Here is a 13,976-nt window from a genome sequence, read left to right on the forward strand (position 1 = left end):
ACAAAGGCTGCTTGCCCATCCTATAATGAAGGTATTACATCACATTTGAAGGAGTTTCCATGGCACGATCTAAGCAGCAAGCCAGTCGGCGCGCCCGCCTGCGCAAGACTTTTCTGAGTGAGGAAAACCAGGCCGCACTCAAGGCGCTCAATGAAGCCCGATACCCCACCCGGGAAGAAGCGGCTCATACCGCCATTACCTTTTACAGCAACCGCTTCAAGCATGAGCGGCTGTATCAGTTTAGTGGCAACCGGCGGGGAGGGAAGAAGGAAATCACCAGTACCTTTGAGTACGATTTATCGGAATTTGTGGAAAAACATCCGGAAATGGGGGCCATGCGCTATTTTAGGCGGCCCCCGGACAATGAGGGCGAGAAGCTCCTCAGGGGTATTTTTTATAATGATAACCCGAAGCTTCGGGGGATTGAATCCGTTGTAAAAGAAAGTGGCCGGGTAGAAACCGTGGACAGGATGATTGCCAGACGGCTCAACCGTATTTGGCAAAGCGTTCTGGCCCAGGAGGTCGCAGATTATTTTACCAAGGATGTCATCTTCGACTGTGTGGAGGATAACGGCTATTATCCCTTCACCACGAAGCGCAAGGAGGCCCGGGAGGCCATGCTCAAGGAAATTCCCGGGAGTATGCCGGAGCTGTTTCCAGCAGCCAGAAAGCTGACCCGGCACTTTATCCTCCATGTGGGGCCCACTAACTCCGGAAAGACCCACGATGCCGTGGAGGACTGCGCCGCCGCCAAGCGGGGAATCTACTTAGCGCCACTGCGGCTTTTAGCCATGGAAATTGCGGAACGTCTCAATAAGGAGGGCGTTCCCTGCAGCATGATTACCGGGGAGGAGGAACAGATCCTGCCCGGAGCTCAGCACGTGGCGGCCACGGTGGAAATGATGGATTTTTCCTGGTATGATGTGGCCGTCATTGACGAATGCCAGATGGTGGGAGAGCGGGAACGGGGCTGGGCCTGGACCCAGGCGATCTTAGGGGTAACGGCGGGGACCGTCCACGCCTGTATGGCCCCGGAGGCGGAGGCCCTGATCATTGCGCTTATTGAAGAGTGTGGGGATACCTGGGAAGTGGTTCGCCACCGCCGGGCGACGCCCCTGCGCATGGACGATGAAGAATTCATGTTCCCTGAGGATGTTCGGGATGGGGATGCCTTGGTGGTGTTTTCCCGGCGCAGCGTTCTCCAGGCGGCCTCCCTCTTAGAGGATGCCGGCCGGCAGGTCAGCGTGATTTACGGTGCCCTGCCCTATCAGGCCCGCCGGGCGGAAACCGAGAAATTTGCCCGGGGTGAAACCAAGGTGGTCGTGGCTACCGATGCCATTGGTATGGGGATGAACCTTCCTGTGAAGCGCATTATCTTTTTGGAAACCCAGAAATTTGACGGTCAGAAAAAGCGGGATTTGGAGCCGGCAGAGATTAAGCAGGTGGCAGGCCGTGCCGGAAGGCGGGGCTACGAGGAGCTGGGTTTGGTGAATGCCTGCTTTGATAAAAGCAGCGTTAAATGGAAGTTAAAGGCTAAAAATCCTCCCATCGAGGCAGCCCGGACCACCATGCCAGGGTTCTTAGTTAATATGGACCGTTCCCTTTCCCAAACCATGCGGGACTGGCAGAGTCTGACGGATCATGCTCCCTATAAAAAGGCCAGCATGACCCGGGCCATTGATTTATGTGAGTGGATGGAAACCCATTGCCCCCTGCCCAAGGACGAAATGTACCGGGGAATTACCATCCCCTTTGATGAAACCAATTACGATATCCTCTCCCGATGGAAGGAAGCCATGCACAATCGCTTAAAAGGCAGGCCAATTCTGGATGGGCTAACCATTGTCATCGCCCAGGATGGGGATTCCCTGGAAACCCTGGAGGGTAAGTACAAGATTCTGGATTTACTCTATTCCATCCTGCGGAGCTTCAGCTCCGATGAGGAAGAGGCAGAAGCCCAGAAGGCTTATATTCTAGAGTGTAAGTTGGAACTCTCCGGGGCCATCATTGCGAAGCTTAAGCAGAATAAGAACACCTATAAAAAATGTAAAATCTGCGGGGATCGGCTGCCCTGGAATTATCCCTATGGCATTTGCAGTGCCTGCCATGCCCTGGAGATGGTAAGGTCGGATTACTAAGCGCCACCAAAAGTGCATTGCTTATTATTTTCCGGTAGATCAATCTGATTGTTTAGCACTTTTTTCTGCCCTGGCCAAAAAGCTGATAACTCCTTCAAAGATCATATCAATCCCCAGAAGGAGGACATGATGTTCCACACTGTTAAAGGGATTAAAGATCACGGCCATGGAAAGGGAAAATTCTACCAGGCCCTTGAAAAGATCCCAAAAGAACTTTTCCTTCCGGGCCATTTTAAACAGGGCTGTATTGAGGCAGCCCGTTGCCTGGGTTAGGCCCGTCAGCCCCCAGAAAATGGCGATAATAAAAAGGGCATCCTCCTGGGCGAAGAAGATACCAATGCCCACGGCAATGGCAGAAAAGGATTTGACCAGGTCAGTTTGTTCTAAAATCCTGTAATCCCGATTAATGATTCCTTTGTAAAATTGTAGTCCACCCTTGATGACCAGGATACCACCGCAAAAGGTGGGAAGGAGATGGGTCACATTCCTGGCGAAAATTAGACAGAGAATTCCGTTGAGTAAAATGAGGAGTGCATCGGTTCTTTTATAAGTTTCTTGTTTCATCAGAGTCCTTCTTTCATTGAAATAGAGAATATTAATTTTATTATAGCATGTGTACATTCCTGTGACATTTCTGATTTAGTTTAAAATAATTATAAAAAACAATTGACAGGCTGAACTAACATTGCTATAATTTAGTCAAGTTAGTAAGAGCTAACACAATTGTTTATCCCGTATCTCATAGAATTTTTTTAGACATAGGAGGAAATTAACATGTCATTAATTAAAAAGCAAGTCAGCGATTTTGCAGTACAGGCCTACGTTGGTGGTGAATTTAAGGAAGTTAAAAAAGAAGATATCCTCGGACGTTGGTCCATCTTTTTCTTCTATCCTGCAGATTTTACCTTTGTGTGTCCCACAGAGTTGGAAGATTTAGCCAATAAATATGATGAATTCCAGAAAATTGGCTGCGATATCTACTCCGTTTCCTGTGATTCCCACTTTGTCCATAAAGCATGGCATGATGCCTCTGACACCATCAAGAAGATTCAGTACACTATGCTGGCAGACCCCACTGGTGTCCTCGCCCGGGATTTCGATGTGATGATTGAAGCCGATGGGATGGCAGAACGTGGGACCTTCATTGTTAATCCTGAAGGGGAAATCGTTGCTTACGAAGTTATCGCCGGGAACGTTGGCCGAAATGCAGATGAGCTGCTTCGTCGGGTTCAGGCATCCCAATTTGTGGCTGAACACGGTGATGAAGTTTGCCCCGCCAAATGGCAGCCTGGTGCCGAAACCTTAAAGCCTAGCTTAGATTTAGTGGGCCTTATCTAGTCCCATGTCGAACCAGTATGATGTCATTATCGTCGGCGGAGGCCCTGCGGGGCTCTCCGCCGCGATTTATATGGCCCGGGCACAATACAAGACCCTGGTGGTGGAAAAGGAACACTTTGGCGGACAGATTACCATCACCTCGGAAGTGGTGAATTACCCGGGAGTACGAAAGACCAGCGGTACGGAGCTTACTGAGGATATGCGCAAGCAGGCAGAATCCTTCGGGGCAGAATTTTTACTGGCAGAGGTTTCAGAGCTGACACTGGAAGCAGATATTAAAAAGGTTAAAACGGATAAGGGTACCTATGAAGCCTTTGGGGTGATCTTGGCCACTGGCGCCTCTCCCCGAATGATTGGCTTCCAGGGAGAAGCGGATTTCCGGGGCCGGGGTGTGGCCTACTGTGCCACCTGTGACGGCGAATTCTTCACCGGGAAGGATGTCTTTGTGGTGGGTGCTGGCTTTGCTGCTGCTGAGGAAGCGGTATTTTTGACGAAGTATGCCCGTCAGGTCACCATCCTGGCCAGAGAACCAGACTTTACCTGTGCCGCCGCTGTGGCCGATGAAGCCAAAAATCATGAGAAGATTACCATCCATTACAATACCCAGGTGGTCGAGGTGGATGGGGATACCAAGCTGCGTCATATTATTTATAAAAATGATGTTACCGGGGAAATCACCCGTTACGACGCTCCGGCTGGGGACACCTTTGGTGTTTTCGTCTTTGCAGGATATGCACCAGCCAATAGCTTGTTTAAAGGCCAGGTTGAGCTGGATGCCCAAGGCTATCTGGTGACGGATTTAAACCAAAAGACCTCGATTGATGGCGTCTATGGTGCCGGGGATATCTGTATTAAAAATCTGCGTCAGGTGGTTACTGCCGTGTCCGATGGGGCAAAGGCAGCCACCTCCCTGGAACACCATGTCTCCACTCTCCATGAAAAGCTGGGTATTCCGGCCTTTGAGGTGAAGGGGATGAAGCAGCCTGAGGAAGCCTCCCCGGCGGATGCTGGTGCAGATGGCGGCTTTATTACCGCAGAAATCCGTGCTCAGCTGGCGGGTGTCTTTGCCCGCTTTGAACGCCCCGTGGTTTTAAAGGCACACGTTGACGGAACCGCCATCTCCGAGGAAGTCTCCGGCTTCGTCCAGGAGGTAGCGGCACTATCCGACCTGCTGAGTGCTGAAATCATCCAGGGTGGGGAAGAGTGCCCTGCCATTGAAATCTGTGATGGTGCCGGAGTCCCCTTAGGCTTTGCCTTCCATGGCGTCCCTGGAGGCCATGAGTTCAACTCCTTCGTGGTGACCTTGTACAACGCCGCTGGCCCAGGACAGCCCCTGGGAGAGGAACAATTCGCCGCCATCAAGGCGATTTCCGGATCCCATCACCTTCAGATTGCCATCTCCCTCTCCTGCACCCAGTGCCCGGATTTGGTCATGGCCGCCGCCCGAATGGGCTTAGAAAACCCCGACATCACCGTGGATGTTTACGACCTCAACCACTTTGAAGACCTAAAGAACAAGTATGACATCATGAGCGTCCCCTGTATGGTGGTGGATGGCCAGGACGTCCAGTTTGGCAAGAAGAATCTGGATCAGTTGATTGGATTGCTTTCCTAGGTTCAGACCGCTTTTAAAATACCCATTCCTGTTTATTAGGGAATGGGTATTTTTATCCGCTTAGAAATTTAGCCTATTGCTGGGCTTTTTCTTTTAATGCCGCCAACACACGACCAGGTGTTAAGGGGAATTCGTGGAAGCGGATCCCGATGGCATCCTCCACCGCATTGCCAATGGCCGCCAGGGTCGGGTTCACCCCACATTCACCGATACCGATAATACCATAAACCCCAGAGGGATCTGGATTTTCCACTAGTATGGATTCGATCTCAGGGCGATCATCCCCGGTGGGAAGCATGTAGCTGTGGAAGCTTTTATTATAAAAGCCCTTATTTTCCACGTAGGTCATTTCTTCCCGCAGGGCATAACCAACACCCTGGAGAACGCCGCCTTCGATTTGTCCCTTACACAGCTTGGGGCTGACGGCTTTTCCCACATCGTGGGCAGCTGCAATCTTCAGGACTTTAATCATACCGGTTTCTGTATCCACCTCAACCTCTGCCGCCTGGGCATAGAAGGGGAGGCAATTAGGGGGGGCCTGGCTGGCCGAAGCCACAAATTGATGTCCATCTAAATGTGCCTTCATGGCGGCTTCCGCCAGGGTGGTGACGGGCTTGCCTTTGCTGGTGATGATGCCTTCTTCCATGTCGAGGGCATCGCTGGCCACATCGAATTTTTGACTGACATATTCAAAAATATCGATGCGTAGTTTTTGGGCGGCTGTCGTCAGGACGTGGCTGACCGTGTACAGGGTCCTTGTGGCGTGGCTTCCAATATCGAAGGGGGCGGCATCGGTATCCCCGAATTTCATCACTGAATCTTTAAAGGGGGCACCAATAAGGTCACAGGCCACCTGGAGGCACGCGGTGGTGGAACCCGGCCCGATTTCAGGGATCGAACTATTGACAAATAGTGTGCCGTCCCCTTCAATCCGTACCATGACCGTATTATAATCCACGCAGAAGGGGGCGGCATTACTCACGTGGGTGCCGCCGGAAATCCCGACGCCCCGTCGGGTGCGGCCAGTTTGGGCATCAGCCCGGCCCCGCTTTTCGGCCCAGTCAATGGCTGTAGCCGCCTTGTCGAGACATTCATTCATCCCACAGCTTCCTGGTGGGAAGGGGAACCAATTCTTAGAATCCTCACGGGTAGCGTTTTTCTTCCGCAGCTCGATGGCATCCATCTTAAGCTCTTTGGCTAAAAGGTCCATGGCGCTTTCTACCACGGTATTCCCTTGGGGGCTTCCGAAGCCACGCATGGCACCAGAATTGACCTGATTGGTATACACCGGCCAGCCCGTATAATGGAAGTTGGGAATGCTGTAGGCACCGGCGGTACCGCAGGCCCCACATACCCCGACGAGGTCGGTGCCGAAGGTGGCATAGGCACCGGTATTAAGCCAGGCTTCTGTATTGATGGCAATGAGGGTTCCATCTTTCGTCGCCCCCAGACGACACTTCAAATAGCCGCCGTGGCGGGTATCCGTACAAGTAAAGTCTTCTTCCCGGCTGTAGATTAGCTTAACGGGGCGGTGGCACTGCATGGCCAGGGCGGCGGCTAAAATTTCAGCCTTACCGGATAAGCCGATTCGTACCCCGAAGCCACCGCCCACATAGGGCGGATTTTTAACCGTGACCTTGCTGGTTGGTAAATCCAGGGCTTCGGCTAAGATCATCTTAGTGACATAGGGGGCCTGGGTGGTGGATGTGATTTCCAGGCGGCCATCGTGGGAAAATTCTGCAATGGCGCCGCAGGGCTCCATTTGGGCCTGTTTGACACGGGGGAGGGTAACATCGTAATCCACCACTACATCACAGGTTTCAAAGGCCTTTTTAGGATCTCCTCCAAAATCCAGCTCAATGGGGCCGCCGCAGATATTATTAAACTGGGGATTGGCGAATTCTGGCTGTACCTTTGGGGCATCGGGCTTGACGGCCTCCAGAGGATCGTAAACAGCCGGCAGTTCTTCCCATTCGATGTTAATCAGCTTAAGGGCCTGGGCGGCAATGGCTTCGGTATCCGCTGCCACGGCGGCTACCTCATCCCCAATATACCGAGGTTCATCCGTAAAGATCTTCTGGTCCAGCACGGGAACGTGGGGAAGGGGGGTGATGAACATGGGTGCGGCACCGTTCCAATATTTTGGAGTGGTGTTTTTAAAGGTACAGACGGCACGGACCCCGGGCAGGGCTTCGGCCTGGGAGGTATCGATGGTGCGTACCTTGGCATGGGCATAGGGACTGCGAAGTATCTTTGCATAGGTCATCCGTGGCAGGATGACATCACTGGTAAACCTTCCCTGTCCGGTTACTTTATCAATTCCATCATTACGTGGAATATCTTGTCCAATGTATTTCATAGCGGCCTTACTCCTCTCCCTTTAAACGAACCGCCGCCTTTTCAATGGCGCGTTCGATATTGACATAGCCGGTGCATCGGCAAATATTGCCCCCCAATGCCTCTTTGATTTCTGAGGAATCAGGTTCGGGGGTTTTATCCAGCAGGGCCTTTGCCGACATAATCATCCCAGGGGTACAGAAACCGCATTGTACGGCCCCCTCAAGGATGAATTCTTCTTGGAGGGGATGCATTTTGCCGCTTTGGTTTAAGCCTTCAATGGTCTCGATGACAGCGCCTTCAGCCCGCAGAACGGGAATAATGCAAGAGGTCACTGCCTTACCGTCCATAATGATGGTGCAGGCACCACATTCGCCTTGACCACAGCCGATTTTGGTTCCGGTCAGGTAAAGATTGTTTCGCAGGAATTCCGCCAAAGAAAGGCTGGGATCAACCTCTGCCACAATCCGTTCTCCGTTTATTATTGTATGTAATTCTGCCATTGTAACCCTACCTCTTTCCTTCTATTCCCTGTAATTGCGCCCAACACGCTTCCAAAGCCCGGCAAATGATGATGGGCAGGACATCCATACGATACTCCCTACTTCCCCGCAGGGGGTTGCTCCTGGGATTGGCATCTTCCAGGGCGAGTTGTCCGGCCTCCTGGGCTAGCGCAGTGCTAAAGGTTTTACCCACCAGGTAATCTTCTGCCACTTTTGCCTGAACGGGGCCTACCCCTACAGGTCCCATCCGCAGCCGGGCCCACGTAATCACATCCCCTTCGCAGTGGAGCATTGCAGAGCAATTGAGCATGGGCAGGGAAAGGGATTTTCGCAGTTCCAAACGGATGAAGGATGCCGCTTCCCGCTCCTTGGGCATAGGGATCATGATTTTAGTAATGAGTTCCCGGGAAGGATCAATGGCGCTTTTACCAAAGCCAGCGTACATCTCGTCCATGGTCAGCCGACGTTCCCCATCCTCTGATAAAACGACGAATATGGGTGCTAAAGCGGCAAGGGCCATGGCCCCGTCCCCTGCAGGCTGTGCACTGACCACATTGCCGGTGAGGGTTGCGGAGTTGCGAATTTGCAGGGACCCTACGCTGCCACAGCCCTGGGCCAGGGATGGAAGGCACCTGCGCACAAGGGGTGAGCAGGCAATGTCTGTCAATGTCGTTGCTGCACCAATCCTGAGATAATCCTCTTCTTCTGAAATTCCGATTAAATCCGGCGCCTTTGTAATATCGATCAGGGCACTGGGGTTTATTTTTTCGGCTTTGATATCGACCATGACATCGCTCCCACCAGCAAGAATGATTCCCTTGCCCTGGGCCTCGGTCAATAATTTTAAAGCCTCTTGCCCTGATAATGCTTGAAAATACACCATATATTGCCTCCTGTTTTTATTTCAATAAAAAATTTCTGTCGTTTCTATCATGTCTGCACCCTTTTATATTTGAGTGAATGAATAATGTAATGGTTATCTGATAACGATATTATTATATCATTTTTACAAATGTGCAACAACTTTTTTTAAAATATAAGTCTCTTTGGGATAATCATCGGGATGACCCCGTTACCCCATTCGGAAGGAGGAGATTAAGGCTTAGCGGATCGAAGCGGGGGGAAATCGAGCACCTCATCGCTGAACGGAAGAAAACCAACTCCTATGTGGAAAACAATATCTTTCATCCTCGGTGTTTTTCATGAGATGCTCGATGTGATAATAAAATATCATATATCAATAAAAAATTATTGAAACGAAAACCATTCCTTGTTATAATAAAAAAATAGCGTCCGATTTTATCAATTGGAAAGAAAAAGATTAGGGGGATTTTAATGGAAAACTACCAGGGAATGGATGGCGATATCGTCTCGGTAACAGCTTTGGGGAAGGCAGAGGTGCCGGCAAAGTCGGAGCTTGCAGAGAATCTATTGGCAGGCCTGCAACATGTGCTTACGATGTGTCCGGGAGCCATTGCCGTCCCGATGATTTTAGGTAATGGCATGGGACTCGACCATCAGACCATTGCCTTTTTAATAGCAGCAAATTTTTTTGCAGCGGCTTTGGCTACCTTATTGCAGGTGGTGGGTGTGGGTAAATTTGTGGGGTCGAAGCTGCCCATTGCCCTGGGCTAGGCCTTTGCACCCCTGGGACCGATGATTATTATCGGACAGGCCCATGGTCTGCCGGCGGTCTTCGGTGGGGTTATTGCGTCTGGGGCTATCCTCTTTGTGGTGTGTATGGGGATCAACCGGATTTTGAAATTTTTCCCGCCCATCGTGCTGGGGGCCTTTTTAACCATGGTGGGCGTAACGCTGATTCCTACGGCCTTTGAAAATTTAGCCGGTGGTGCCGGTGCGGTGAATTTCGGCAGCCCCATTAATCTGGTTCTGGGTTTTGGAGTACTGCTTCTCATCGTTCTGCTCAACCAATTCGGAAACACCCTTCTTCGGTCCACCGCTCTGCTCATTGGCCTGGGAACCGGGACGCTTTTGGCCATTCCCTTTGGTTTGGTGGATTTATCTCCGGTGGCTGGGGCGGCTCTTTTTGATTTCAACCTGCCCTTTCATTTTGGAATACCGGAGTTTCGCCTGGATGCCATCCTTATAATGACCCTCTTTAGCGTCATCAATATGGTGCAGTGCATTGGGGTATTTGCTTTCTTGGACAATGTCCGGGGAACGACAACGGATGAGGTCACCATCACCCGGGGAATGCGGGCCCAGTCCCTATCCCAGATGATGGCAGGCGTCTTTAATTCTTTTCCCTCGGCGATGTTCAATGAAAATGTCAGCGTGGTAAAGCTTTCCGGGAACGATAGCCGCCAATCCGTTGCCTTTGCGGCGGTGATGCTGTTAATCCTTAGTCTGTGTCCTAAGCTGTCCACCTTTATTACCTGTATTCCCACTCCGGTCATTGGTGGGGCGATGGTGGCCCTCTTCGGAACCATCGCTGCGGCAGGGGTTTCTATACTGGCGAAGGTGGATTTGTCCGATAATAAAAACACCCTGATTCTTGGGGCAGGTCTGGCCGCCGGGGTGGGAGCACATTTTACCACCGATGCCTTTAGCGGTTTGCCGGAGGTGGCGGCGATGCTCTTTAGCAATGGCCTGTTCATGGTCGCTTTGGTAACCGTGGTGCTCAATGTTGTTTTCAATTGGAAAAGCTTTTGGGAAAAAGGGCAGAGCCTGCCCCCTTGTGAAGGGGTGGCAGGACAATTGGCAGAATAAAAGTGTGTGGGGCAATATTCATTTTTTAGAGTCTCTTGACAAGGGGAAAGGGACGTGGTATCATCCATACATACTAATGGTATGTATGGTAGGAGGAAGAAGAATGGCACGCAATAAATACCCCGAGGAGACAGTGGAAAAAATTTTGGAGGTGGCCCTGCGCCTGTTCCTTGAGAAAGGTTATGACAAAACCTCCATCCAGGATATTATCGATGGTCTGGGAGGATTGAGCAAGGGGGCCATCTACCATCATTTTAAGTCCAAGGAGGCCATTCTTTTGGCAGTAACTGATCGGGTAGGGATGGAGTCGGCCCGGGAGATGGATCGCCTTCTCCACGATTCATCGTTGAATGGTGCTGAAAAATTGCAGAAAATGTTTTTATCCTCATGGAAGAACACCCCCCAGCGGGACTTTATTGCCTCCATGCCCAACCTCCTTCAGAATCCGCAGCTTCTCTCCATTCACATGGCGAACACCATGGAGGATGTGGTTCCCCATTATATTCTGCCTGTCATCAAGGAAGGGATTGCCGATGGATCGATCCAATGTGATTACCCCCAGGAGATGGCAGATGTGCTGATGCTCCTGACCAATGTGTGGATGAATCCTCTGATTTATCCGGGAGACGGCGAGGCGGTGGATCGAAAAATAGATTTTTTTAATCTCCTTCTGAATAAACTGGGATTTCCATCCTTGGAGGAGGGCATGGCAGAGCATATGCATCAAATGAAAGAGAAAAGAAAGGTGTAGGTTATTTAAATCCCTTCGGGGATTTAAATTTTACAATAATACATACCAACGGTTGGTATTAAAGGAGGAATGTGATGAATACTCAATTATTTCAGCGGGAGTTTACACTGGTGGTGGTGGGACAGATTATTTCCTTATTTGGAAATAATATTTTAAGGTACGCCCTGCCCTTGTATTTACTTAACCAAACGGGTTCCCCCACCCTTTACGGGATGGTGCTGGGCTTATCCTTTATCCCCATGCTTTTGCTTTCCCCGGTGGGTGGGATTATTGCCGATCGGGTGAATAAGCGCAATGTAATGGTGTTTTTAGATTTCTTTACAGCGGTGCTGGTGGGATTTTATGCCTTGAGCTATCTTCGGTTGGAGCTGGTTCCGCTGCTGGTGGTGGTGCTGATGCTGCTCTATGGTATCCAGGGCGCCTATCAGCCAGCGGTGCAGGCATCCCTTCCGGTGCTTTTGCACTCGGACCATTTGATGGCAGGGAATGCGGTTATTAACGGGGTTAACTCACTGGCGGGCATTCTTGGGCCGGTGCTGGGGGGACTGATGTATGGGCTGTACGGCCTGGAACCCATATTATACCTAAGTGTTCTGTGCTTTCTGTTTTCGGCCATGATGGAGATCTTTATCCATATTCCCTTTCAGAGACGTGGGGAGAACCAGGGAATTCTGGCCATGGCAAAGCTGGATTTATTAGAAAGCTGGCAATTTATTCGCCACACCCGTCCAGAAATTGGGCAGGTCGGGGTGCTGCTGATGGTGATTAACCTGGTGTTCTCTGCTCTGATCATCATCGGACTGCCAGTGGTTATTACAAGACACCTTGGCTTTCCAGAGGGGGTGGGGAACACCCTGTACGGCTACGCCCAGGGGGCCCTGGCGGCAGGAGGACTGTTTGGGGCCTTGCTTTCCGGGAGCCTGGGGCAGCGGCTGGATATCCGACAGTCCCATCGCCTTTTGTTCCTGTGTGCCCTGGCCTTGGTTCCCGTGGGCTTGGTCCTATGGCTTAAGGCAGGCTCCTGGGTTATCTACGGCGTCATCACCCTAACCGGTGGGTTGATGATGGTGTTCTCCACCTTGATCAGCATTCAGATGCTGACCTATGTCCAACGGGTAACGCCGGAGGCGCTCATTGGCAAGGTGATGGCTTTGATTACCTGTTTGGTGCTTTGTGCGACACCCCTGGGACAGGCCGTGTACGGGGTACTTTTTGAAGAATTAGCCGATCATCTGCCGATGATTTATTGTGGCGCCTTTCTCCTATCCGTCCTCATCTGTCGGTTCTCCAAAGGGATATTTGGAAAGCTTGGGGATGTCCGTTGTTCCGATGCAGGTTAAATGGTATGATGGTATTCGAAAATTCTAAACAGATGAAAACACGGAAAGGATTGGAGAATCCATGACCAATAAAAGTGAAACAACCATTACCCTGGGGGAACTTGAAGCATTATCCCCAGAGGAATATATCCTCATCGATATTCGGGATGAGGCCGCCTACACTCTGGGGCACATCCCCGGGGCCATCCGTATGGATGAGGGAAAGCTGTTGGCAGAGGGCTGTGAGCTGCCCCGGGATAAACGCATCATCCCCTATTGTATCCAGGGTCTGTTGAGTGAGGCGACCGTTGAAGCCCTGGTGGACCGGGGCTATCGGGCGGCGAATCTGATGGGGGGCTATCGGGAATGGCTCCTTGGGGCGTTGAAGAAGGATTTGGAAAAGGCGGATCGGAAGCAGACCATCGAAAAAAGCCTCCAAAAGAAATATCACAAGAAGCTTTTGGGACGTTTTACCAAGGCCGTAGTGGAGTACGAACTCATTGCGCCGGGGGATAAAATTGCCGTGTGCATCTCCGGGGGGAAGGACTCTATGCTCATGGCGAAGCTCTTTCAGGAGCTGAAGCGTCATAATAAGATTCCCTTTGAGCTGGTGTTTTTGGTGATGGACCCGGGGTATAGCCCGGCCAACCGCCAGGTCATTGAGGGGAACGCCCGACTGATGGGCATCCCCATCGAAATCTTTGACAGTCAGATCTTTGATGCAGTGGTGAACATTGAAAAATCCCCCTGCTACCTCTGTGCCCGGATGCGCCGGGGCCATCTGTACAATGCCGCCAGGGAGCGGGGCTGCAATAAAATCGCCCTGGGTCATCATTTTGACGATGTGATTGAGACCATCCTCATGGGGATGCTCTACGGCGGCCAGGTCCAGACCATGATGCCCAAGCTCCACAGCACGAATTTTGAGGGAATGGAGCTTATTCGCCCCCTTTACCTCATTCGGGAGGAGGATATCAAGGCTTGGCGGGATGACAATGACCTCCATTTCATCCAGTGCGCCTGCCATTTTACAGACACCTGCTCCCTGGAGGGGAAAAGCATGGGGGATGGCGGATCGAAGCGGGTGGAAATCAAGCACCTCATCGCCGAGCTGAAGAAAACCAACCCCCATGTGGAAAACAATATCTTTAAAAGTGTGGAAAATGTCTGCCTGGACGCCGTCATTGGCTATAAACAGGGTGGGGTCCGGCATCGTTTTTTGGAAGGGTATGCAGGGGAATAGCC

10 protein-coding genes and 1 pseudogene are annotated in these 13,976 nt (G+C 51.3%); 7 read left to right on the plus strand and 4 right to left on the minus strand.

Annotated elements, in window-relative coordinates; all coding sequences use genetic code 11:
- Positions 1-59: 59 nt before the first annotated feature.
- A complete protein-coding gene (locus BLU30_RS06420; protein WP_090244627.1) occupies positions 60-2,138 on the plus strand; it encodes a helicase-related protein in 2,079 nt (692 codons plus the stop codon).
- A gap of 39 nt (positions 2,139-2,177) precedes the next feature.
- On the opposite strand, the gene BLU30_RS06425 is transcribed toward BLU30_RS06420, so the two are convergent.
- Positions 2,178-2,702 carry a DUF308 domain-containing protein gene (locus tag BLU30_RS06425; protein ID WP_176770846.1) on the minus strand — a complete coding sequence of 175 codons (525 nt, stop codon included), beginning with the start codon at positions 2,700-2,702 and terminating at the stop codon, positions 2,178-2,180.
- Between the two features lie 210 nt (positions 2,703-2,912).
- Here BLU30_RS06425 and ahpC point away from each other — a divergent pair, with 210 nt between their 5' ends.
- Positions 2,913-3,476 carry an alkyl hydroperoxide reductase subunit C gene (gene ahpC, locus BLU30_RS06430; RefSeq protein ID WP_090244631.1) on the plus strand — a complete coding sequence of 188 codons (564 nt, stop codon included), beginning with the start codon at positions 2,913-2,915 and terminating at the stop codon, positions 3,474-3,476.
- 4 nt (positions 3,477-3,480) lie between these two features.
- On the plus strand, positions 3,481-5,091 hold the full coding sequence (locus tag BLU30_RS06435) for an FAD-dependent oxidoreductase (RefSeq protein ID WP_090244633.1): 1,611 nt from the start codon (positions 3,481-3,483) through the stop codon (positions 5,089-5,091).
- Positions 5,092-5,164: 73 nt separating this feature from the next.
- On the opposite strand, the gene BLU30_RS06440 is transcribed toward BLU30_RS06435, so the two are convergent.
- Genes BLU30_RS06440 through BLU30_RS06450 form a run of 3 tightly spaced genes read right to left on the minus strand, consistent with a single transcriptional unit; the run spans position 5,165 to position 8,814 of the window.
- Entirely contained in the window at positions 5,165-7,450 is a 2,286-nt protein-coding gene (locus BLU30_RS06440) for a xanthine dehydrogenase family protein molybdopterin-binding subunit (protein WP_090244635.1), read from the minus strand.
- A gap of 7 nt (positions 7,451-7,457) precedes the next feature.
- The gene (locus tag BLU30_RS06445; protein ID WP_090244637.1) at positions 7,458-7,931 is read right to left on the minus strand and encodes a (2Fe-2S)-binding protein; all 474 of its coding nucleotides are present in this window, start codon (positions 7,929-7,931) and stop codon (positions 7,458-7,460) included.
- A 7-nt stretch (positions 7,932-7,938) separates the two neighbouring features.
- Complete coding sequence (locus BLU30_RS06450; RefSeq protein ID WP_090244639.1) at positions 7,939-8,814, minus strand: FAD binding domain-containing protein; 876 nt, start codon at positions 8,812-8,814, stop codon at positions 7,939-7,941.
- A 470-nt stretch (positions 8,815-9,284) separates the two neighbouring features.
- Here BLU30_RS06450 and BLU30_RS06455 point away from each other — a divergent pair.
- The 4 genes and pseudogenes from BLU30_RS06455 (at position 9,285) to BLU30_RS06470 (ending at position 13,974) form a co-directional block, all read left to right on the plus strand.
- Positions 9,285-10,661: pseudogene (locus BLU30_RS06455) on the plus strand (solute carrier family 23 protein).
- A gap of 103 nt (positions 10,662-10,764) precedes the next feature.
- Complete coding sequence (locus BLU30_RS06460; RefSeq protein ID WP_090244641.1) at positions 10,765-11,412, plus strand: TetR/AcrR family transcriptional regulator; 648 nt, start codon at positions 10,765-10,767, stop codon at positions 11,410-11,412.
- A gap of 74 nt (positions 11,413-11,486) precedes the next feature.
- Positions 11,487-12,752 carry an MFS transporter gene (locus BLU30_RS06465; protein WP_090244643.1) on the plus strand — a complete coding sequence of 422 codons (1,266 nt, stop codon included), beginning with the start codon at positions 11,487-11,489 and terminating at the stop codon, positions 12,750-12,752.
- Positions 12,753-12,813: 61 nt separating this feature from the next.
- A complete protein-coding gene (locus BLU30_RS06470) occupies positions 12,814-13,974 on the plus strand; it encodes a PP-loop family protein (protein WP_090244645.1) in 1,161 nt (386 codons plus the stop codon).
- The last annotated feature ends 2 nt before the right edge of the window (positions 13,975-13,976 follow it).

It is taken from the genome of Eubacterium barkeri (assembly GCF_900107125.1).
Taxonomy (GTDB): domain Bacteria; phylum Bacillota; class Clostridia; order Eubacteriales; family Eubacteriaceae; genus Eubacterium_O; species Eubacterium_O barkeri.